The sequence below is a fragment of the Exiguobacterium sp. s163 genome (assembly GCF_018617135.1).
Taxonomy (GTDB): Bacteria; Bacillota; Bacilli; order Exiguobacteriales; family Exiguobacteriaceae; genus Exiguobacterium; species Exiguobacterium profundum.
On the sequence record NZ_JACSJN010000001.1, the window covers coordinates 1,064,971 to 1,086,157 of the forward strand.

Below are 21,187 nucleotides of genomic sequence, written 5' to 3' on the forward strand. Positions count from 1 at the left end.
CGGGCGAGCTCATTTTCGTTTAGCGATTCCAGTTTTTAAATCCATCACCGAACTGCGCGTAATTTTCGTCTTGGAACACACCGTCCACAAATTTCGGTACATCTACCGGCAGTTTCCCTTGCGGCTTCACTTCACCGAAGATGGCACGAATGCCTGCCGGCAAGTTCGGACCAGCCGACTTCAAGTTGCCCGCCTCCGAATCCGGTCCATTCGGGTCGCCTTTGAATCCATAGATTAAGAGATGTGCGGGGGCATCCGGTTGAACGGCGATGTCGTATGGGTTGCGCAAGCTAAGTAAGACTGACTTCTTCCCTGTCTCGTTTGCGTAACGGAACACCTCCGCCGGCACGTAATGATCAGCTGACGTCGGCTTCAGTTTGGCGCTGTTGTTCACGTTCGAACCGACGATGATATAGTCAGCCGCTTCGACTTGTTGCCGTAGTGCCGGATTTTGATTTAGATGCGGCGTTGATGCTGAGTAGTTGGCCGTGATGACGTTCACGTCTTTCATATTCCCTGCATTCTTTTCTAGTGACTTGATTGTTTTCACCATGCTGTCCGTTTGGTCTTTCGCTGGCGACAAGACGAGCACCGTGTCTCCTTTTTTCGGTTTGAATGGAAGCGTCTTCTTCTCGTTCTTCACGAGAGTGACTGCCGCCTCCGCGATTTCACGTTCCTTCACTTTATGCTCAGCGCTTCCTACCGTCGCATTCGCTTCTGCGAGCTTCATCTCGAGCGTCGTGGAGTCCGTCGTTTCTCCCCAAATGCCACGCTCTGCTTTCAGTTTTAAAATGCGTTCCACTGATTCATCGATGGTCGCCTCCGATAAACGTCCATCCTTCACTGCCGCAATGACTTCCTCAAAGATTGCTTCGAGTTTGATCACATCTGCTTCCGAGCGTAAAATCGTCGGCATGAGCGCGATGTCGACCCCTGCTTCGAACGTCTTGATGACCGCCTCTGCTTCCGTAAAATTGTCTGCGATGGCTTGCATGTTGAGTGCGTCGGTCACCACGATTCCTTCATATCCAAGTTCCTCACGAAGCACTCCCGTGATGACATCATCCGAAAGCGTCGCCGGGAGTGGGAACGTGCCGCGTTCTGATTCGACGACCTCGTCCTCGATTTGTGGCATCCCGATATGCGCCGTCATGATCATGTCGATTCCTTCTGTGATGGCACGTTTGAACGGTAACAACTCGAGACCACGCAACTCGTCGAGTGATTTATCGACAACCGGTAACCCATAATGCGAGTCGACGGCCGTATCGCCATGACCTGGGAAATGTTTCGCCGTTGCGGCAACACCTTGGTCTTGAATACCTTGTGTCATCGCGGAACCGAGTTCCCCGACTAGTTCAGGGTCGCTCGAGAACGAACGGACGCCGATGACCGGATTCCCCGGATTGTTGTTGACGTCAAGTACCGGTCCGAAGTTCACGTTTACCCCGAGTGCGTTCAATTCAGAACCGATGATTTTCCCTGCATCATAGGCATATTGACTGTTACGTGTGGCCCCGAGTGCCATATTCCCCGGTAAATTCGTTCCCGTCCCAAGTCGTGTCACAATCCCACCTTCTTGGTCGATCGTGACGAATAACGGGACATCATTGCTGGCATCTTGTTTCACGACTTCTTGCAAATCATGAACGAGTTTCGTCGTCTGTTCCGTTTCCTTCACGTTCTCAGCAAACAATATCACTCCACCGAGATCGAAACGATCGATGACACGCGCCACTTCCGGTGCAAGAGATGTATGGTTCGCCCCGTTCCATAATCGGAAGTCCGGCATGATCATCTGCCCGATTTTTTGTTCGAGCGTCATCGACTCTAGCTTCGTGTTGACGCGCTGGTCAATCGATATCGTCGGCGTCCCTTCCGCCACGACCGCGTCTGCTGCTGGAACCGACGAGACGAGCAATGCCGTCGTCAATCCGAGTGTTGCCGTCCAATTCAGTGCCTTGTTCATGTTCCCACTCCCCTTAGTCAAATTTGGCTGACCCCCAAACGAAAAGGCATGGAGGAAGAAGCGTTGCCTCATCAACGCTCGTTCACCCCATGCCTGATCGCATCAGTTACATTTGGTCCTTATTCAGGTGGTCAACAACAGTATAGCAACTCCACTTTTTAGAAACAATTGTTCAAGTGAAAGCGTAACCATTTTGAAACAATGTTTCTGTTTTGATACACAGTGAACTGTATTGGCAAAACCAATAATTTCTGTGGTTCGTTTTTGATTCGTTTTTTGGTAAACTCAATTCGATACAGGTTAACTTTCAAAAAGGGGGAAATTATTGTGGCAAGAGGGGAACTGAAGCGTAAGCCGGAATGGTTAAAGATTAAATTAAACACGAACGACACGTATACCGGCCTAAAGAAAATGATGCGCGAGAAAAATTTACATACGGTATGTGAGGAAGCAAAATGTCCGAACATCCATGAATGTTGGGCAGTACGTCGGACTGCGACCTTCATGATTCTCGGAAGCATCTGTACACGTGCTTGCCGTTTTTGTGCCGTCACGACCGGAAAACCGAACGAGCTCGATTGGGAAGAGCCAAAACGTGTCGCCGAATCGGTTCGACTCATGAACTTGAAACACGTCGTCATCACGGCTGTCGCACGTGACGATTTGAACGATTACGGGGCTACTGTCTTCGCAGAAACGGTTCGCGCGGTTCGCGCCATGAACCCGGAGACATCGATTGAGGTGCTCCCGTCAGACATGATGGGTGATTTCTCTGCCTTGCAGACGTTGATTGATGCGGGTCCTGACATCATGAACCATAACTTAGAGACAGTCCGTCGCCTCACACCGAGAGTTCGTGCGAAAGCAACATATGACCGCACACTCGAGTTCTTGAAGCGTTCGAAAGAATTGAACCCGGATATCCCGACGAAGTCATCGATCATGGTCGGACTTGGGGAGACGAAAGAGGAATTGATTGAAGCGATGGATGACCTACGCGCGCACAATGTCGATATTTTGACGCTCGGTCAATACTTGCAGCCGACGAAGAAACACCTTGAGGTGGAACGTTACTACCATCCAGACGAGTTCGCCGAGTTGAAAGAGATCGCTCTATCAAAAGGATTCTCACATTGTGAGGCTGGTCCACTCGTCCGTTCGTCATACCATGCGGATGAGCAAGTACACAAGGCGCGTCGCCACACGATGTTGCCAATCGACTAACAGAAAGAAGAGAGATTATGACTGGTACGACGTGGCATTTACTTAGAACTGAATCGACTTCCCCGGCCGAAAATATGGCGATTGATGAAGCCATCGCCAATTGGGTCGCGAAGGGAGAGCTCAAACCGACGCTTCGTTTTTATTCATGGGCACCTCATGCAATCAGCGTCGGACGTTTCCAGCGAGCGACGCGTGACTTGGACCGGGACGCCCTCAAAGCGAACAATATTCCGGTCGTTCGTCGCTTAACAGGGGGACGTGCCGTGTTGCATGCGGATGAGTTGACGTATAGCGTCATCTTGCCTGAATCGACCCCTGCCCTCCCGACGAATATCATCGAGAGCTATCGCCTACTCACGGAAGGGATTCGTCGCGGATATCACGAACTCGGCGTCCCCGCCGAATTTTCGGTACCATTGACGGAAGAGGATCGCGAAGCGCTCCGCAAACCAAAATCGGCCGTCTGCTTCGATGCTGCTTCATACTATGAGCTTGCTGTCGACGGGAAGAAGATCGCGGGTAGTGCACAAGTGCGCCATCAAGGGGCCGTGCTTCAACATGGTTCGATTCCTCTCTCCGTCGATGATGAGGTGTTGTTTGACTGTTTCGCGATGGATGAGACGGAGAAACACGAAGCCAAAACCCGCTTCAGCGAAAAAGCCGTCGCCTTGAACGACACGTTAAAGCGTTTCGTTTCCTTTGACGAAGTAGCGGCCGCATTCGAGACCGGTTTCAAGGACGCGTTCTCGTTAACGTTCGAACCGCTTGTCTTCACGAAAGAACAGCAAGCCGAAATCGATTTGCTCGTCAAGAAGTACGAGAGTGATGAATGGGTCTGGAAACGCTAAAAAGATTGTCCCTTTTGATCAGGGACAATCTTTTTTTATGCCGTGTTTGTTCGGCGCAACAGATGGCGCACTTCTCGGAACGTGACGAATGTTTTGTTGTTCGCATCATACAATTTGTAGCGTAACGATTTCAAACTTGAAAACAGTCCGATTGTCGTTGCCCGTTGTAACGGCGGTGTCGACGTATGTGCTTTCTCTAGATGATAGTTCGGCACGCGTGGACTCAAATGGTGCACGTGGTGGAATCCGATATTCCCCGTCACCCATTGAAGCACTTTCGGCAACTCATAATACGAACTTCCTTCAATGGCCGCCTTCACATAATCCCACTCCTGCTCATCTTCGAAGTATGAATCTTCAAACGTATGCTGGACATAGAACAACCAGATTCCAAGCACACCGGCGATGAACATCGTCGTGCCTTGAACGATCAAGAACGCTTGCCAACCAATCAGATAGATGAGCGCGCTATATAGGACGACGAGAGAGATATTGATGAGATACGTGTTGTGTCGTTCTTTTTTCCGCGCGTCCTTTCGGTTGAAACGACTCGTGACGAGAATAAGCCAAAGTGGTCCGAGACCGAACATAACGAGCGGATGACGATATAGGCGATACTTTAAACGAGTCCATTTTGACGCTTCTATGTACTCCTCAATCGTCATGACCCAGATGTCGCCGACACCCCGTTTATCCAAATTTCCACTCGATGCATGATGAATCGCATGCTCCCGCTTCCACTTCTCGTATGGGAATAACGTCAAGACCCCTGTGATGGTTCCGACAATGGCGTTCGCCTTCTTATTTTTAAAGAATGAACCGTGCGTACAGTCATGGAAGATGATGAACATCCGCACGACAAATCCTGCTGCAATCAGCGTGAACGGCAATGTCAGGAAAATCGAGACACTCAGTAGTTGGTACGCTAAAAACCACGATACGAGAAACGGTAAAATCGTATTGATCATCTGCCGCACACTGATCCGAATATCGGACTTTTCAAACGGCGAGACGTGCTTTCTTAATTGGGCAATCTTTTCTTTACTCATAACAACCTCCTTGAATTCAACAGCGTCACAACGCAAAAATATAGATAAAACCAACAACCAACGTTGTTCAATGTGAATTCATGGATCGGAAGTATTCCCTATCAAGAATTAACACTAGGTCATTATATCACGTATAAAACTTATGTGGTGAAAATTCAGAAAAAAGACTCGCCCCTATCTTTAGAGACAAGTCTAACTGATTCATTGTTGCGTATAGATGGAAACCGAGCCACCGTTTACGAAGAACTCGCCCCAACCGTCCGCATTGATCGTCACGAGACGTCCGTTATTTCCTGTCATGTCTTTCCACACTTCCCCTGCATTCTGTTTTCCGACATACATCCATTTCGACCCGCCTGATCCGTCCGACAAAATCGTCGCAAGACCAGACTTCGCACGGTCCGTCACCCCTTCACGTGTCCACCCGATGACGTCTTGGTGATTGATGTAATCATGTTGTGTGCCGTAGGCGAAATCTTTACGCGCTTTCAAAATCGGCTGAAGCGACGCTGACATATTCGGGATTTCACGGTTCGTCGTCCCTTTCGTTCCATAATAATCTCCGTAGAAGAGTGCTGGATATCCTTGACCACGTGTCATGATGGTCGCGTAGGCAAGCGGTTTGAACCAATTCGCGACTGTTGATTCCAGTGACTGGCCTGGTTGCGAATCATGATTGTCGACAATCGTCACAGCGAGTGTTGGGTGCTGCTCGACGACCGTACCTTTTAGAATGTTCCGCATGTCATAGTAACCGCCACCATTCCCTGCCGCTTGGAAATTGTAATGGAGTGGTACATCGAATACGGAATGAGTGTAGCCCGTCTTGGCCAAATAATCATTGATGGCCCCTAAGTCATTCTTCCAATACTCCGCAACAGTGAACATCTCTTTTCCGGTTGCCTGACGAACACTCGTCACCCATTCCTTTAAGTATGAATGATTGATATGCTTCACCGCATCCAGTCGGAAGCCGTCCAATCCAAGCGAATCCGCGTACCATTTCCCCCAGTTTTTCATCTCCTGACGTACTTCCGGATGCTCAAAATCGACATCGGCGTACATCAAGTAGTCATAGTTCCCGTTCTCACCCGACACTTCACTATCCCATGCTTTACCCGTGCTCTTGAATTTGTAGATACGGCTCAAACTCCGTGACTGATCCCAATCAGTCCCGTCAAAGTGATACCAACGCCACTTGAACGGGGAGTATGTATTGTTGCGGCCCGCAAAGTTGAATCCCGTCCAGGCAGAAATGGCATATTCCCCAGACGTCTCTTGATTTCGGTTAGAAGGATTGACCTCGACCGCTTGAACGGACTCGGTATAATCCGCTCCGCCTTTATGGTTCATGACGACATCCCCATATACGCCAATCCCTTTCCCGCGTAAGTTGGAGATCGCCGACTGTAGCTGCGCTTTTGTTCCATACTTTGTCCGAGTCGTCCCTTTTTGATTGAACTCTCCTAAATCATACAAATCATAGGCCCCGTATCCAACATCATTTTGAGACGTCCCTTTATACGCCGGCGGAATCCAAACCGTGGAGATCCCGATGTCTTTCAAATGCTGCGAATCATTCGAGAGTCGGTTCCAGTGTTGCCCATCGTTTGGAACGTACCATTCAAAATATTGCATCATCGTACCGTTCTGTGGGGTCGCTGCCTGTGCGACCGGTTGCCCTGAAAGCAGTGCAATCGATGTCACTCCAGCTAGGACAGCAATCCCTTGTCGTTTCTTCAACATCCTTCATTCCTCCTCAAATAGTTAACGAAAACGCTTGCATTAATTATTGTGAAGGATTTTGATTTTGTTGCATAGATAGACACTAAAAAACAGTTCTCTCTCCCTAACTATTTCTCATTCGAATAGTTCAGTCGAACGAAACAAAGACGGATGGCTTGTGCCATCCGCCTAGTCATCCTTCCCGGCTAATTCGTTTGCGTTTGAAACGGTAGCCGATGTACGGAAATCCTGTAAACACGAGACCGATCGTCACGAGTAGTTGAATCCCAATCAATATTGTCTCGACAACGGTTGGCCAATCAAACTGAAACAACGAAAAGAGGGCAATCCATAAAATACCTAGGATGAGCGCAGCCCTTCCCATCTGACGCTCCATGTCATGATATTTTTCCTCTGTTGTTTCGACATCCGAGTAAATCGGCTTGGCATCTCGATTTCCTTTGAAAATATGAATCTCATCCCCGGTTGATGTGACATGTTCCCACCCGCTCGACGCAAACAGGTCAAAGTAGTCTTCGTCTGGACGAGTACGATAGTCCAAACTATACTGAACGTCTTCCGGTTCCCCTTCAACGAGCGTGTATCCTAGCGGGGCAAACTTCTTCAAATGCCATCCCTTGGCCGCCATTCGTTCTAGTTTCCGCATCTCACGCTCTTCAGCAAACGCCAATCCCCAGCTCGACATATACTTTTGTCTCATCTTGATCCCTCCATATCCAAAATGGCACAGGCATCTTCGACCATCGCCTGTCGTCTCTTCACATCATCCGTTAAAATCGAGCGGCCTTTATTCGTGATTCGATAGTTCTTTTTCTTTCCGTCCCCATCCATCGGTTCAATCAGTTCGGCGTTCAACAACTTTTTGATAATCGTATACATCGAAGCCGGACCAATTTGCATTCGCCCTCGCGTGGTCTCTTCGACAAATTGCATGACTAAATAGCCATGACGTGGCGTCGTGAGCGCCAACAGGATATAAAACATACTATCCGTCAGTTCCCCTAACTCTAATGAGTCCGTTCGCGGCATCTTTCCACCTCCTATATCATTGAATGATATATTTCTTACACTCAATATATATCGTTAAATGATATATGTCAATAAATGATATAAAAAAAGCCGCACCCTTTTAGGTATGCGACTTCAAGATAAACGGTTTTAACTAGTGACATAGTCTAAATCATGCAAGATATACGCCAGGAAGAAAATCATGCTTGGATTCTCATATCGCATCTGGACTTTACGGAGCTGCTCGCGATACGTGACCTCATACTCGGCCCCGTTCATCTTCCGCTCCATGTTCATCTTGATGAGCGCATCAAGCTTGTCCATCATATCGACGAGCATTCCCTCATACGTATCGTCTTTCGAGTCAGCCATATATCGACGGAACGCCGGTTGCATATACTCAGGCAACAGTCCAAGCAGACGTTCACTTTCCGCTCGCTCGTATGCCTCAAACGCAGCCCCCGTCTCTTGCGTCGAATGTTTGACTGGACCGAGCACGTCTCCGGTCACCCCTTCAACTAAATCGTGACAGAGAAGACGAGCCACGAGTTCGGCGACATCGACATCGACGTCGTACTTCTCACGCTCTAAGAGCCCACTGAACATACCGAGCGCGGCAGCCCGGAAACCATGAATCGCATCGTTGTCGTCAATCGTGTTAAAGCGACCTTTCCAGCGACGGACACTATCCATCCGCATGACGTTCTCGATGAATCGCAACACATCCGTTTCTGCCTCGACCTGGTCGAACAGCCAGCGAACCGAATCAATCGGATGATGTCGGAGTGCGGCTTTCATCTCTTCTAGTTTGTCATCAAAGTGCGGAGAGCCGTGCGCGACTTCTCGTCGCACGAACAACATCGCATCGAACGAATCAATCCCGTCCACGATTCGACCTTCGAACGAATCATCTTCCGCTTCCACCACGAAACGATGAAAGTGAGGACGTAATGATTGCGACAGCAGCTCGACAAGACCGAGACTCGCTGTTCGTTCCATACGCTCGATGTGACCGATCAAGGTCGGTTCTTTTTTCGTCCGGTGCATGATCGGACCCGTTTGTACTTCATTCATATCGTGGAAAATGGCTTTCCCGAGCAAATCGAGCAAGTCGACTTCACGCCCGTTCTCTTTTTCCACATAAGCCGCGATCAAGCTGAAGACCGCGACACGAAAGCTGTGACTCGCTGCATTATCATGATAATGGGGAGCATATTCGTCCCATCGTTGCACGTTTTGCATGCGTGTCATCTTTCGGATAAACGTTCCGTTATGCATGGTTTCACTCCTTACGATAATCGTTCAAATACATCGTCATGACAGACGACATATAACATGTCTGTTTCCTGAAGCGGCAAATCGAGCATCGTCGCCACATCCAAGCGGTCATTGACCGCGATGAGTGTCACCCCTGATTCAAGTAACGCTGTATTTGCTTGTCGAACATTCTGCCACTCGACTTTTGGTTTCAACGCTTGAATGTTCCCACCTGACTGTTTGCTCAGCAACTGACGGAAAATTGCTGTCGTTCCAGGTTGTAACGTCGCTTTTGCCATCAAGAGGGAGACCGAGTCGTTCGCTAAAATAAAATCGTCGACGCGGACGTGTTTGAATTTCGAGATATTTCTTTCTTCACACACTTCGACGACCGTGTGCAAGTCCACCTGATACTCAGAAGAGAGTGCCTCGACCGCTGACGCGATCAATAACGACTTCCCATCGGCGAGTAACGTCTCCGTGATACGGGCATCCGCAAAAATCGCGACGCGTCGCGCCTTCAAGACGTTTGCTTGCAGCAATACCGCTTCATCCGAAGCATCGCCTGATACGAAGTGAACTTGATCGTGCACGTACGGTTCCTCAACTAACTGATCAATCAATACGATCTCTGCTTTCGGTTCGTAGTTAAGCACTTCATCGATTGCTTTCTTCGTCTTCGGGGACCACCCGATATACACATAATGTCCTTCTCCACGATACACTAGTCTTCCCTCCCGTTTTAGCCGTTGAAACGTCGCACCGATTTCAACCAATTTTCCAATCAACGCCCCGATAATCCCAATCCCGAATAGGAATAAGAATATCCCGAGCCATCGCCCTGCCACGGAGGATGGATAAAAGTCCCCGTATCCGACGGTCGTCAATGTCGTCATCGTCCACCAGAACGAATCAAACAATGATCTGAATGTCTCTGGTTCTAAAACATAACCGAGCACGGTTCCTAAGATAATGATGCCAATCGAAGCTAAGACGACATTCAAAAATGATAATTTCGCTAACCCTTTCCACACACGAAATAAGATATGCACTGTTTCCCCCTCCTTCTCTCTTATATACTAAACGTAACCACAAAAAGATTCACGAAACCATTTTGATGGTGATTCCGTATAAGAAGAAAAAAGGAAGGACTGACTTATGAACTCCATCGTCTTAGAGTATCGTCTCTATAAAAATGAATTATCGTTCGAACCACTATACCATTACACGTCTCTCGGCTTAGACGAAGTGCTAGCTCGTCGTGAATGTGAGTTTTTCGTCAAAGACGGCATGACCTATAAACAACGCTCATCCGCCTTAGAAGGTGATCAATACTTCTTGATTTATGTCGACCGTTACACAGAAGGACTGATCGACAAACACGAAACGAGTGAGATCAAGGTCGAGATTCGTACACTTGACGACCGTTTTGACAACCCGTTACTCGAGGCCTATTACGTCGACCGTCACCTCGATGCGCTCGCTATGCTCGGGAGCCAGTATTTATATGTCGCCGGCAAAGAATATGAACGCGATTCAGCAGAAACAGATGAAGATCGTGGTGTGTATGTTATCTACGTCACACCGACTGGTTATGAATTGGAGGAATCAACATGAAGACAAGCAAGAAAATTTTAAGCGGACTATCCGTTGCGGTATTGACCACTTCCCTTGCCGCGTGCGGTGGGGATGAATATGAAGAGGCGGCACTCCCGGAAGAACCGACAGGCTACGAATGTGATGACTGGGACTGGGATGACGTGACCGAGTCGTATTATTGTGACGACGATCGTTCCCCTCATTATGGTAGTTATTTCTTACTCGGGAACCTGTTCCGCTCGAAAAGTGCACTAAAAAATTCTTCTACCTACAAATCCTACAAGTCGAACGGTGGCGCGACCGGTTCCGTATCGAACGGCTCAAAATCAGGATCGTCAAAATCTGGACTCGGCAGTGGCTCTAAAGGTGGATTCGGCGGATGACACGTGACGAACTTTACAGTCAAATCCCTTATTTTTGGCCCGATTTAAACGATGAAGAATATGCCTTATATGATTGTTTTGAGATGACCGCCTCGCAGGTTGCCTCTGTCCGAGAGGCAACCGAGGCGGTTGACTCGATTTTTCGGAAGACGAATCAATTGTTACGCACCCTGCCTGACGAGACGCTCTTACTGCTTGGTTACCCTGAGGCGAGTCTGCCGTTCTTACGGGAGAAGACGATGCCGCAGGAGACGATCATCGGTCGTTACGATTGGATCATGAAAGACGGTCAACTCAAATTGATGGAGTTCAATGCAGATACGCCGACCTTTATTAAGGAGCTCTTTGACGTGAACGGCGTGGTCGCTTCCGAGTTTGGTCTCCTTGACCCGAACAGAGAAGCCACCGCTCAACTAAAAACCGAACTGCGCAAGGCCATCGTCGCCGCGTGGAATCGACTCAAACGAGAAGGCACACCGAAAATCGTCTTTACGGCACATGGCGACAACATCGAAGACAAGTGGACGGCGCGCTTTCTGCAAGAGACGCTCGATTTACCGTCTGAATTCGTACCCTTGCACACTTTACTCGTCGACGAAGACGGTGTCTACACACCATCGGGCGAACGAATCGACATCTTGTATCGTCAAACATATCCGATCGAGCATCTTGTGGACGACCGGGCTCCAGACGGAGACTTGATCGGCATTCGGTTACTTGAACTGAACCTGCACAAGCATGTGTCATTGCTCAACCCGCTCTCGGCATTCCTCATGCAATCAAAAGGCGTACAAGCCCTCATTTGGGAATTGTATGAGACCGAGACATTGTTCGATGAAACCGAGCGCGACATCATCGACACCTATTTTTTACCGACTTACTTAGATGAGACACCGTTTCTCGGCGAATCGGACTATGTCAAAAAACCGGCGTTCGGACGTGAAGGAGACTCCGTCATCTTGTATACGAAAGATGGCCAACCGTTTCACCGGGAAACATTACAAACGTATGCGGAAGAGACGGCTGTGTACCAACAGTTCATCGAACTTCCGAAACGGATGACGACGACCGTCAAGGGTCGCGTCGAGACACATTACATGATCGGATGTTTCTGTTTGAATGGACACCCGTCCGCACTCGGCGTTCGCGCCGGCAGCATGATCACAAACAACCAATCTTACTACTTAGCCGTTGGCACACCTACACAAAAGGAGACGAACTCATGACATTCATCACACTCGATTCAATCTTAAGCTTCCTCGCCCACCTCGGGACAGGATTCGGTCTCATTCTCGCGGGACTCATCATCTTCGCCCTGACGACCAAATATTCAGAACGTAAGTTAATCAAAGAAGGCAACATGGCCGTCGCCTTGAAACTCTGGGGGAAAGCGCTCGGACTTGCCATCGTCATTTATACAGTCTGGGCGAACAGCGTCAACTTGCTCGATGCATTCATCTGGGGACTCGTCGGGATCGCCGCCCAAGTATTGGCGTTCTGGACGTTCGAATACGTCCTTACACCAGGCGTGAACTTAGAAAAAGAAGTCGAGAACGGCAACATGGCTATCGGTTTCAGCTTGTTCGCCGCATCACTCGTCGTCGGCATCATCGTCGCCGCGAGCTTGACGTACTAATTCAAACACCCCATGTACGCATTGGCGAAGCATGGGGTGTTCGTATTTATAAAAGTCAGGAGGAACAATCATGTCGAAGCGAATCATCTTACTCACAATCGTTTCCGGTCTCATCATCGTAGCCATCGCAGTCGGTGTCGGACTTTACACCTACACTAACATTCAGACTGACAAGTCATACGAAAATGCCGAAAAAGAAATGAATCGTTATATGACGACGAACAATTGGTATACGTTTGAAATTCATAATATGGAACAGTCCGTTCTCTCTTTTTACACAAATGAAGACCGCTCCGTCATCGGTCTAGCTGAGATTGATGTCGAAACAGGGAACTTAGGGTCTGTCACGAAACAAACAGAGCCGAATCAGCCTTTTGATTTCGTCATCCTTCGAGTTGAAGACATGGAGTACATCGGTGTTCACCTTAAAGAGCGACCGGAAGATGTCGTCTATTTACGGTTAAACGGTGACGATGTCTCAAAAGATTTTCTTGTCAACGATCCCGAAATTGAAAGCTACACCATGACATATGTCATTGAAACATCACGACCGTCAGATGGTTCGTGGTCACTTGAAACATTGGATGCCAACAAACAAGTCATACATTCAAGTGAACTCACGGAATAACCTATATTGTGCATCAGGACGACTTTTTCCAGTCGTCTTTTTTAGTTGGTCGCAAGAACTCCAGACGGTCCGAAAAATTCATATCGTGCCTGTGGAATCACACGTACAACCGTCTCCATCATCGCACTCGGTCCGCACGTATAAACATCATGCCCTTCCACATCAAGTGCTTCAAGGTGTGACTTATTCATGCAACCCGATACGTCATCCACGTGTGTGATGAGTTTAAGCCCTTGATCCACGAGTTCATCGAGTTCGTCTCCGAGCGGACGAAGGTCCATACTCCGAACTGCGTGCAATAACGTGACAGGACGTCCTTGTTCGAGTGCCGTCTTCGCCATGTTGAAGAGGGGCGTGATCCCGATTCCTCCCGCGATAAGTGTGAGCGGACGATCAGACGTTTCAAGGATAAATTCTCCTGCTGGTGCGCTCATCGGGACTTCTGTTCCGATCGTCTGTTCATGGAGCCAGTTTGAGACGAGTCCCTCCGCTTTCGGCGCAATCCAGTAGCCGTCTTCTGTCGTCTCGATGACACTATATTGACGGTGATGTAGGATGTCCTCTCCCGCAATGCGCGCTTGAACCGAGACGTATTGTCCTGGGATGGCTGTGCCAATAACTCCATCTTTCGCGACGAGACGGAATCGTTTCACTTCAGGTGTATCTACTATGATTTCTTCGATGACGAACGGTTTGAATCCGACCCATGGCGCGTCATCATACATTTTTTTCTCGAGTGAGATGAAGACATCGGCAATCACACCGTAAGCTTTTGCCCATGCATCGATGATGTCAGGTGTTGCAGCTTCACCGAGTACGTCTTGAATCGCCGCAAGTAAGTTCTCACCAACGATCGGATAATGCTCCGGTCGGATGTTCAAACTTTTATGTTTATGAAGTGCTGGTTGGATGGCAGGAAGAATCGCTTCGAGTCGGTCGATATGAAGCGCAGCCGCATAAACCGCGTTCGCGAGTGCTTCTGGCTGACGTCCTCGCTTTTGATTCGTATGGTTGAAGAAGTGACGAACTTCTGGATTTTGTTCAAACATTCGTTGATAAAAATGCTTCGTGATTGTCACACCATGTTCTTTCAAAACTGGTGCCGTCGCCTTTATAATCTCAATCGTTTGTTGATCTAACATGTGAATTTCCCCCTTTTGTTTTGTACACGTTCATTATGTGAGACAAGTCACTTTAAAGCAATATATTAAATACTTGTTTAAAGTAGATTTCACGTTTCTGACTTATTTTCGCCATTACCCTTTCACATTTGTTCGAATCGCACTTTTTGGGATTGTCTTGTACAATGAAACGAGAGGTGATGATGGATGAGACTCACGCAAACATGTGACTACGCACTGCGAACATTGATGTATAGCGCTACGTTTTCACATCGGCTCGTCACGATTCAAGAAGTGGCAGACCAATATAACATCTCCAAAAACCATGTCATGAAGGTCGTATATGAGCTTGGGAAATATGGTTATTTGGAATCGGTGCGTGGTCGAGGCGGCGGCTTTCGACTCGCACGACCGATGGATGACATCAATGTAGGGGAAGTCGTTCGGACGATGGAACCCTTCGAACTCGTGGAATGCTTCGGGGAAGGCCGATGCGTCATCGCACCTGCCTGTGATTTACGAGGAGTTTTGAATGAAGCCATGTTGGCGTTTCTTCATGTACTCGATCGTTACACGATTGCGGATCTCGTCGTCAACCGAACGAACGAACTTGCCCTACTCCTAGGCGCACAAAACCCGACGGACTGAAAAAATCGTCGGGTTTTTGTATGTCTCTGCTTTTAGGAATCATCGCCACCAAAGTTTTATCATTTTCTTCACATATAGTTCTGGGGACGTCTGATGAATGAAATCTTCAAAACATTCATTCAGGTTATTTTCTAACTCTTCATCGAGTTCATTTCCATCTTCATCATACAATTCAAAATGTGTATATTTCCAATCGTTATACGCATCAAACAATAAGTCATGGTAGCATTGCCAATGCTTACCGAAATTTGATGTGAATGTTGGCACCCATTGATTGATATAAATATTGTGTAGCAACTCTTCGAATTTGGATGAGTACCCATGGTTATTTCCGAGCTTGTTAACCAAGTCTTGAAATGTTTCCAGCGTCATCGGTTCAACCTCACCAGAATAGTCATAACTCACTTTATTGAACTGATAAGGATGCGGAAATGCCTCTTCTGTTTTTATCCATTGATGAGGGGGATATTGCTCGATAATTTTACCTAGTAATCTGGCAATTACAAGATTGACTGCCTGCGTCTCCAATTCATTCACCTCATGACAGTTATGAATGTTCACTCGACTATAGCTTCTTTAGTCTCGATTCGATTTCCACTCGTCTCGACTCAAGAAACGGAGGCAAGGCCAATCGCTCTCCGAGTGTCTCAAGCGATTCATCCGTCGCAAATCCCGGTTCATCTGTTGCCAGTTCCACTAAGATTCCGCTCGGTTCGCGGAAGTAAATCGACTGGAAATAATAGCGGTCAATGAGACCAGAGTGGCTGATCCCATGTGCGTCAAGCTTCTCAATCCATTTCGTCATATCGTCTGATTGTTCCACTCGAATCGCCACATGATGCACACTTCCTCGCCCTGGTCGTTCCGATGGCAAATCCGGCCGATCGATGAGATGGATCTCTGTCGCCACACCACCCTCACCCGTCTCAAAGACACGCACGTCATGACCATCCCGTTCAAATGTCGTTACATATCGATAGCCAAGCACTTCTGTCAGCACCCGTGCCGTCTTGTCAATCCGCCGTACCGTCCACTCACTAAACCCGAGACCGAAGATGCCGAGGTCCGTTGGCACTGGACCTTTGCTCCAAGGTGTCCCGCTCCCTCCTTCTACAAGACAGAGACGTTGACCCTCATGATCTTCGAACGAAAGGGTCGCCCTTCCTAAAACCGACTCGATTTCTCCGTAAGATACATCGAACGCGTCAAAACGCTCCTGCCAGTACGCGAGCGCTCCATCCGGCACCCTGAGTGCTGTCCGGGAAATACTGCTTGACCCTCGATACGTCTGTCCGAGAAACGGTAACTCAAAGAACGTCAAATCGGTTCCAGGTGTACCCGTCTCGTCTGCATAAAACAAGTGATACATCGATGGGTCATCCTGGTTAACCGTCTTTTTGACGAGCCGCATCCCTAGTATTTCCGTGTAGAATCGCAAGTTCTTCTTAGCATCCCCGGTCATCGCTGACACGTGATGTTGTCCACTAATCACCTTCATCCCTCATCTCCCCTTTCGACTATATCGTTATTGTATCATCCCCAAATGAGTAAAGTCCTCTTTACATTATGTAAAGTTTGTTTTACACTAGTGGTAGAAACTAGAAATGAGGTGGCACGATGCCATTAGTCAACCGCGTGAAAGAACTGCGTGCCCGGCACCAGTTAACCCAAGGCGACCTGGCCGAAAAGGTCGGTGTGACGAGACAGACGATCATCTCGCTCGAGAAAGGCAGCTACACACCGTCACTCATGCTGGCGATGCACATCGCACGGGTGTTCGAGGAACCGGTCGAATCTATATTCACAATCGAGGAGGAAAGAAAATGAAACACGTTGTCGTTCAGTCTATTTCCAGCATCATCCTGTATGTCCTGATGGCATTTCTATTCAGCTCATTTTTATCCGATGTGTCGAAGACCGTCAGCGAGTCTGACCGATTCTTAGTTGAATTCAATCTGCTTCCCCTACTTTTACTTGTTGTTTTTGGCATTGTTTGGACAGTCTATTCGTTTAACTCCCGGCCGAACAAGCAGTTGAGCTTCACTCAATGGTCTGTCCGCATGACTGAATTTAGTGAAGTCGATGAGCGTGAACAAATCATCACAGTGAAATCGACAAAAGCGGCATACATCTCGTTCGGCATCTCCGTTCCTATTTTTATGGGGTCGTTTATGTTCTATCCGTTGTTTGAAGATACACTTCCCGCCTATCCGATCTATGCACTCGCTTCAACGCTCATCATCGCGACACTCGTCTACATGACGACTTGGATTCGCGGTTATCGACATTAAGGAATTCATCACGAATTCCTTTTTTTGTGTCCATTTTTCATCGATTCGGCTATCATGATTGCCAATTCTATTACACCGTGCTTATATATAACTAAATGGTTATATAAAGAATGTAAGGAGTCTTGCTTTGTGAAAACCGTCGATTTGACGATTGGAAACGTGCAACGCGTCATTCTGGCTCTTGCCCTTCCGCTCGTCGGTAGCTCGTTATTACAATTTACGTATAGTCTCGTCGACATGTTTTGGGTCGGTGCGCTCGGGAGCGATGCTGTGGCAAGTATCGGTGCAGCTAGTTTTTATATCATGCTCGGACAGGCGATTCAATCATTGATTGTCGTTGGCGCCGGCATCAAAGTATCACAAGCTGTCGGGAGACGTGACCTCAATTCGGTTCAGCGTCATGTCCGGGCCAGCAGGCGTCTGAATCTAACACTCGGTCTTTCGTACGCCTCTCTACTAATTATGTTCGGTCATACATTCATCGGCTTTTTGAATATGGGTGCCCCCGCTGTGGAGCAGCTTGCGTATGAATATTTGTTCGTCAGCGCGCCGATGCTCATCTTTTCTTTCTTTAATTTGCTGTTTGCTCGTCTATTCAGTGCATATGGCAATACGACAACAGCGATGCGAATCAATGCGACAGGTGTCATCCTCAATATGATTCTCTCCCCGATTTTCATTTATCCATTCCAACTCGGTGTGATCGGGGCTGCCCTTGCAACACTTGTCGCCAACGTCATGATGTTCGGATTGTTTTGGCACCGCGCTCGTACATTATTCAATTGGGATGAAGTCGTTCAGCCGACTCGAGCTGACTATAAAGAAATCATCCGTCTTGGTTTTCCGATGGCAACCCAACGGATTTTGTTCACGGTAATCAGTATTTTTCTTGCCCGCATGATTGGCTCATACGGGACGGAAGCGATTGCGGCACAGCGCATCGGACTTCAAATCGAATCGATTGCCTACATGATGATTGGTGGCTTGAACGGAGCAATGGCTAGCTATACCGGTCAAAACCTCGGGGCACGAAAAGTAGATCGTGTTCATGAAGGTTACCGGGTAACGACCCGACTCGGGATGGTTTACACAGGATTCATCATGTTGTTATTTTTAATCGTCCCAGATTTACTCATTGGTCTATTCGTCGATGACGTTCGAACCATCGAAATTGGGGCGAGCTACTTGCGAATTATTGGCATTTCGCTCGTCTTCTCATCGATTGAAATGATCGGAAACGGATACTTCTCAGGACTCGGATTACCGAAAATCCCCGCGACCATCTCGATTATTTTCACAGTGGCCCGTATCCCGCTCGCATTTGTTCTTGAGCCTTATCTCGGAATCGATGCCATCTGGTGGAGTATCGCCATCTCAAGTATCACAAAAGGGCTTGTCTCCGCCCTCTTTGTCCGACTAACGAAAAAGGAAGTGATTTCCCTTGCAAAAGCAGTTTAATCAACTACCCCACCATCTCATCACAAGTGGAAAATTTGCCATCGAGCGAGAAATGTTACGAGTCACGTCAGAAGGCACACTAGCTGTTACGAAGCATCCAAAAGCACTCGGTCATAAAGCGACACATCCATATATCACGACCGACTTTTCTGAAAGTCAAATTGAGCTTGTCACCCCGACGTTTCCAACGATTGAGGCGGCACATCATTTCTTAGAAACGCTTTACGATATTACGGCGCTCAACATAGGCGATGAACGCCTTTGGCCACAATCGATGCCATGTGCCTTGCCGGAAGGTGGTACGATTCCACTCGCTGATTTTGGTGTGTCCGGAATAGAGGCTAGCCGTTATCGTGAGCATCTGCTCCAAAAATATGGTGCGAAAAAACAACTCATTTCTGGAATCCATTTCAACTTTTCATTTTCCGATGAGATGTTATCCGCATTATACGAAGGATCCCCTGAACAAAATCGACACTTCAAAGATCACCTATATTTGAAGTTAGTTCGTCAATATTTACGAATGCGTTGGCTCATCGTCTATTTGCTCGGTGCTACCCCAGCCGTACATGCGAGTTATGAAGAACGATGTGTCAGCCAGATGCAAGCGCTCCATGTAGACACTTTTTCAAATAAACAAGCATTGTCCTATCGGAATAGCGACTGTGGGTACACGAATGTTGAACCGCTTTATCCAAATTATGCGACACTCTCAAGTTATATAGACGATGTAAAACGGTTCATTGCCAAAGGCGAGATTGCCAATCCGAACGAACTCTACTCCCCCATCCGATTGAAAACATCGAAAGGTGGTAACGACTTAAATCAACTCGAGGCACACGGTATCGATTACATTGAAATTCGCAATATCGATTTGAATCCGTTTGAAAAGACCGGAATTGCTCGTTCAGATTTACGGTTCCTTCATCTGTTTTTGTTGTACTTGACCTTTACTAAGGAGACATCTCATGTCGATTGGCAAGCTGAAGCGTACAATAATCAACAACGTGTCGCCAAAGAAGGCATGTCTCCCGCAAGCATATTGACTCGAGATGGTTACGCCATACCTTTACACACGTACGCGACAGAACTTCTCGACGCCATCGATTCGTTCAACACACAGTATGACCTCGGCTTCGAAGATGTCTTTCCAGCTATACGCGAAAAAATTGATCACGTGGACCGGACGTACGCTTCCCGATTAAAGACGATTATGACCGAGACGGGTTATCACGCATGGTCCCTCGCCCAAGCAGAACACTTTTATGAGGACGCCTATGCAAATCGTTTTCGCATCCACGGTTATGCCGACCTGGAACTGTCTACTCAAATCTTAATGAAATCCGCAATTAAACGTGGTTATCGTGTCGATGTCATCGATCGTTCCGACCAGTTCATTCGGATTCGAAACGGCAAACACGAAGAATACGTCAAACAGGCAACGAAAACATCAAAAGACAATTATGTTTCCGTCTTAATGATGGAGAATAAAACGGTGACAAAGTTTGTACTCGCAGAGCATGGCATTCGTGTCCCTGAAGGGGTAGAACTTCAAGATGAATCAGATTTACGTCAGGCATGGCATTCATTTTCAAAACAACCCATCGTCTTAAAACCAAAGTCCACAAACTTCGGAGTCGGTATTCACATTTTTAAAGACGGAGCGACGTATGAGGAAGCACGGTCTGCATTTCAGTATGCGAAAACGTTTGATGATGTCGTTTTACTTGAGACATTCTTACCCGGAAAAGAATATCGCTTCCTCGTCATCGGAGATGACGTCGCGGGCATCCTCCATCGTGTCCCGGCGAACGTCACTGGAGATGGCACCTCTTCGATCCGTCAACTCGTTGCGACAAAAAATGAAGACCCGTTACGCGGAAAAGGATACAAGACACCGCTCGAGAAAATCGAAATCGACGAGGTCGTCATCTCATTTTTACGTGCTCAAGGCAAGACACCCGATAGTATTCCCGCTCTCGATGAGCGTGTCTTCTTACGCGAAAACTCTAATATCAGTACCGGAGGAGATAGTATCGACTATACGGATCAAATTTCTGACATCTATAAGCGTATTGCTGTCGATGCCGCTAAGTCAGTCGGGGCAACCATCTGTGGTGTCGATATGATGATTCCCTCTCTCGATGATGCGCAAATCGAATACGGTATCATCGAATTGAATTTTAATCCCGCCATCCATATCCACGCTTTTCCTTATGAAGGAAAAGAACGACCGATTGGTGAGATGCTACTTGATTTATTGTTTAAATATTGAGTATTCCTGTTACGGAATATTCCTAATTGGGAATATTAAAAGTAAGA

22 protein-coding genes are annotated in these 21,187 nt (G+C 47.7%); 12 read left to right on the forward strand and 10 right to left on the reverse strand.

The annotated features are described in order from the left end of the window. Positions 1-19: 19 nt before the first annotated feature. A complete protein-coding gene (locus tag KNO71_RS05485; protein WP_214687601.1) occupies positions 20-1,969 on the reverse strand; it encodes a glycoside hydrolase family 3 protein in 1,950 nt (649 codons plus the stop codon). Between the two features lie 288 nt (positions 1,970-2,257). Between KNO71_RS05485 and lipA the strand changes: the two genes are divergently transcribed. Together lipA and KNO71_RS05495 are read left to right on the forward strand one after the other, a co-directional pair. Further along, a complete protein-coding gene (gene lipA / locus KNO71_RS05490) occupies positions 2,258-3,193 on the forward strand; it encodes a lipoyl synthase (RefSeq protein ID WP_324292278.1) in 936 nt (311 codons plus the stop codon). A 17-nt stretch (positions 3,194-3,210) separates the two neighbouring features. Further along, the gene (locus KNO71_RS05495) at positions 3,211-4,041 is read left to right on the forward strand and encodes a lipoate--protein ligase family protein (protein WP_214685372.1); all 831 of its coding nucleotides are present in this window, start codon (positions 3,211-3,213) and stop codon (positions 4,039-4,041) included. A 35-nt stretch (positions 4,042-4,076) separates the two neighbouring features. Here the strand turns inward: KNO71_RS05495 and desA are convergent, their stop codons facing one another. The 6 genes from desA to KNO71_RS05525 form a co-directional block, all read right to left on the reverse strand. After that, positions 4,077-5,090 carry a Delta(5) desaturase DesA gene (gene desA, locus KNO71_RS05500; RefSeq protein ID WP_078147721.1) on the reverse strand — a complete coding sequence of 338 codons (1,014 nt, stop codon included), beginning with the start codon at positions 5,088-5,090 and terminating at the stop codon, positions 4,077-4,079. Between the two features lie 201 nt (positions 5,091-5,291). Beyond that, on the reverse strand, positions 5,292-6,833 hold the full coding sequence (gene amyS / locus KNO71_RS05505) for an alpha-amylase (protein ID WP_370148226.1): 1,542 nt from the start codon (positions 6,831-6,833) through the stop codon (positions 5,292-5,294). 175 nt (positions 6,834-7,008) lie between these two features. Then, a complete protein-coding gene (locus tag KNO71_RS05510) occupies positions 7,009-7,536 on the reverse strand; it encodes a DUF2812 domain-containing protein (RefSeq protein WP_214687603.1) in 528 nt (175 codons plus the stop codon). Further along, a complete protein-coding gene (locus KNO71_RS05515) occupies positions 7,533-7,865 on the reverse strand; it encodes a PadR family transcriptional regulator (RefSeq protein ID WP_012727454.1) in 333 nt (110 codons plus the stop codon). The genes KNO71_RS05510 and KNO71_RS05515 overlap by 4 nt, the downstream gene beginning before the upstream one ends. 129 nt (positions 7,866-7,994) lie before the next feature. After that, the gene (locus tag KNO71_RS05520; RefSeq protein ID WP_078147724.1) at positions 7,995-9,122 is read right to left on the reverse strand and encodes a YfbR-like 5'-deoxynucleotidase; all 1,128 of its coding nucleotides are present in this window, start codon (positions 9,120-9,122) and stop codon (positions 7,995-7,997) included. An 11-nt stretch (positions 9,123-9,133) separates the two neighbouring features. Further along, on the reverse strand, positions 9,134-10,153 hold the full coding sequence (locus tag KNO71_RS05525) for an ion channel (RefSeq protein WP_078147725.1): 1,020 nt from the start codon (positions 10,151-10,153) through the stop codon (positions 9,134-9,136). A 106-nt stretch (positions 10,154-10,259) separates the two neighbouring features. On the opposite strand from KNO71_RS05525, the gene KNO71_RS05530 reads away from it, so the two are divergent. The 5 genes from KNO71_RS05530 to KNO71_RS05550 all read left to right on the forward strand — a co-directional run bounded on the left by KNO71_RS05530 (position 10,260) and on the right by KNO71_RS05550 (position 13,347). Further along, positions 10,260-10,718, forward strand: coding sequence for a hypothetical protein (locus tag KNO71_RS05530; protein WP_078147726.1), 459 nt, complete (start codon positions 10,260-10,262; stop codon positions 10,716-10,718). Then, positions 10,715-11,083, forward strand: a complete 369-nt coding sequence (locus tag KNO71_RS05535) for a lipoprotein (protein ID WP_214685362.1) — start codon at positions 10,715-10,717, stop codon at positions 11,081-11,083. Before KNO71_RS05530 ends, KNO71_RS05535 begins: the two co-directional genes overlap by 4 nt. After that, positions 11,080-12,309 carry a glutathionylspermidine synthase family protein gene (locus tag KNO71_RS05540; RefSeq protein ID WP_214685360.1) on the forward strand — a complete coding sequence of 410 codons (1,230 nt, stop codon included), beginning with the start codon at positions 11,080-11,082 and terminating at the stop codon, positions 12,307-12,309. Before KNO71_RS05535 ends, KNO71_RS05540 begins: the two co-directional genes overlap by 4 nt. Further along, a complete protein-coding gene (locus KNO71_RS05545) occupies positions 12,306-12,719 on the forward strand; it encodes a DUF350 domain-containing protein (RefSeq protein WP_034770831.1) in 414 nt (137 codons plus the stop codon). The genes KNO71_RS05540 and KNO71_RS05545 overlap by 4 nt, the downstream gene beginning before the upstream one ends. Positions 12,720-12,789: 70 nt before the next feature. Continuing rightward, positions 12,790-13,347 carry a hypothetical protein gene (locus KNO71_RS05550; protein ID WP_214685358.1) on the forward strand — a complete coding sequence of 186 codons (558 nt, stop codon included), beginning with the start codon at positions 12,790-12,792 and terminating at the stop codon, positions 13,345-13,347. A gap of 41 nt (positions 13,348-13,388) precedes the next feature. Here the strand turns inward: KNO71_RS05550 and KNO71_RS05555 are convergent, their stop codons facing one another. Continuing rightward, positions 13,389-14,489: a globin domain-containing protein gene (locus KNO71_RS05555; protein ID WP_078147730.1), complete on the reverse strand. Its 1,101-nt coding sequence runs from the start codon at positions 14,487-14,489 to the stop codon at positions 13,389-13,391. Between the two features lie 186 nt (positions 14,490-14,675). Here KNO71_RS05555 and KNO71_RS05560 point away from each other — a divergent pair, with 186 nt between their 5' ends. After that, the gene (locus tag KNO71_RS05560; RefSeq protein WP_214685354.1) at positions 14,676-15,116 is read left to right on the forward strand and encodes an RrF2 family transcriptional regulator; all 441 of its coding nucleotides are present in this window, start codon (positions 14,676-14,678) and stop codon (positions 15,114-15,116) included. A 39-nt stretch (positions 15,117-15,155) separates the two neighbouring features. On the opposite strand, the gene KNO71_RS05565 is transcribed toward KNO71_RS05560, so the two are convergent. Both KNO71_RS05565 and KNO71_RS05570 read right to left on the reverse strand, forming a co-directional pair. Then, on the reverse strand, positions 15,156-15,644 hold the full coding sequence (locus KNO71_RS05565) for a hypothetical protein (protein ID WP_214687605.1): 489 nt from the start codon (positions 15,642-15,644) through the stop codon (positions 15,156-15,158). A gap of 37 nt (positions 15,645-15,681) precedes the next feature. Next, a complete protein-coding gene (locus KNO71_RS05570; RefSeq protein ID WP_214685350.1) occupies positions 15,682-16,614 on the reverse strand; it encodes a ring-cleaving dioxygenase in 933 nt (310 codons plus the stop codon). A 119-nt stretch (positions 16,615-16,733) separates the two neighbouring features. Here KNO71_RS05570 and KNO71_RS05575 point away from each other — a divergent pair, with 119 nt between their 5' ends. The 4 genes from KNO71_RS05575 to gshAB all read left to right on the forward strand — a co-directional run bounded on the left by KNO71_RS05575 (position 16,734) and on the right by gshAB (position 21,140). Continuing rightward, positions 16,734-16,943, forward strand: coding sequence for a helix-turn-helix transcriptional regulator (locus tag KNO71_RS05575; RefSeq protein WP_074035697.1), 210 nt, complete (start codon positions 16,734-16,736; stop codon positions 16,941-16,943). Next, positions 16,940-17,407, forward strand: a complete 468-nt coding sequence (locus KNO71_RS05580) for a hypothetical protein (RefSeq protein ID WP_214685348.1) — start codon at positions 16,940-16,942, stop codon at positions 17,405-17,407. Before KNO71_RS05575 ends, KNO71_RS05580 begins: the two co-directional genes overlap by 4 nt. Before the next feature lie 129 nt (positions 17,408-17,536). Beyond that, a complete protein-coding gene (locus tag KNO71_RS05585; RefSeq protein ID WP_078147733.1) occupies positions 17,537-18,865 on the forward strand; it encodes an MATE family efflux transporter in 1,329 nt (442 codons plus the stop codon). Further along, positions 18,849-21,140 carry a bifunctional glutamate--cysteine ligase GshA/glutathione synthetase GshB gene (gshAB, locus tag KNO71_RS05590; protein WP_214685344.1) on the forward strand — a complete coding sequence of 764 codons (2,292 nt, stop codon included), beginning with the start codon at positions 18,849-18,851 and terminating at the stop codon, positions 21,138-21,140. The genes KNO71_RS05585 and gshAB overlap by 17 nt, the downstream gene beginning before the upstream one ends. Positions 21,141-21,187: the final 47 nt, after the last annotated feature.

Bases quoted from the DNA above. Each gene is read 5' to 3' on its own strand.
- desA (WP_078147721.1), bottom strand. From the start codon at position 5,090: ATGAGTAAAGAAAAGATTGCCCAATTAAGAAAGCACGTCTCGCCGTTT.
- KNO71_RS05495 (WP_214685372.1), top strand. From the start codon at position 3,211: ATGACTGGTACGACGTGGCATTTACTTAGAACTGAATCGACTTCCCCG.
- KNO71_RS05570 (WP_214685350.1), bottom strand. From the start codon at position 16,614: ATGAAGGTGATTAGTGGACAACATCACGTGTCAGCGATGACCGGGGAT.
- KNO71_RS05540 (WP_214685360.1), top strand. From the start codon at position 11,080: ATGACACGTGACGAACTTTACAGTCAAATCCCTTATTTTTGGCCCGAT.
- KNO71_RS05575 (WP_074035697.1), top strand. From the start codon at position 16,734: ATGCCATTAGTCAACCGCGTGAAAGAACTGCGTGCCCGGCACCAGTTA.
- KNO71_RS05550 (WP_214685358.1), top strand. From the start codon at position 12,790: ATGTCGAAGCGAATCATCTTACTCACAATCGTTTCCGGTCTCATCATC.
- KNO71_RS05485 (WP_214687601.1), bottom strand. From the start codon at position 1,969: ATGAACAAGGCACTGAATTGGACGGCAACACTCGGATTGACGACGGCA.
- KNO71_RS05530 (WP_078147726.1), top strand. From the start codon at position 10,260: ATGAACTCCATCGTCTTAGAGTATCGTCTCTATAAAAATGAATTATCG.
- KNO71_RS05580 (WP_214685348.1), top strand. From the start codon at position 16,940: ATGAAACACGTTGTCGTTCAGTCTATTTCCAGCATCATCCTGTATGTC.
- KNO71_RS05545 (WP_034770831.1), top strand. From the start codon at position 12,306: ATGACATTCATCACACTCGATTCAATCTTAAGCTTCCTCGCCCACCTC.
- KNO71_RS05560 (WP_214685354.1), top strand. From the start codon at position 14,676: ATGAGACTCACGCAAACATGTGACTACGCACTGCGAACATTGATGTAT.
- KNO71_RS05555 (WP_078147730.1), bottom strand. From the start codon at position 14,489: ATGTTAGATCAACAAACGATTGAGATTATAAAGGCGACGGCACCAGTT.
- KNO71_RS05535 (WP_214685362.1), top strand. From the start codon at position 10,715: ATGAAGACAAGCAAGAAAATTTTAAGCGGACTATCCGTTGCGGTATTG.
- KNO71_RS05520 (WP_078147724.1), bottom strand. From the start codon at position 9,122: ATGCATAACGGAACGTTTATCCGAAAGATGACACGCATGCAAAACGTG.
- KNO71_RS05515 (WP_012727454.1), bottom strand. From the start codon at position 7,865: ATGCCGCGAACGGACTCATTAGAGTTAGGGGAACTGACGGATAGTATG.
- KNO71_RS05510 (WP_214687603.1), bottom strand. From the start codon at position 7,536: ATGAGACAAAAGTATATGTCGAGCTGGGGATTGGCGTTTGCTGAAGAG.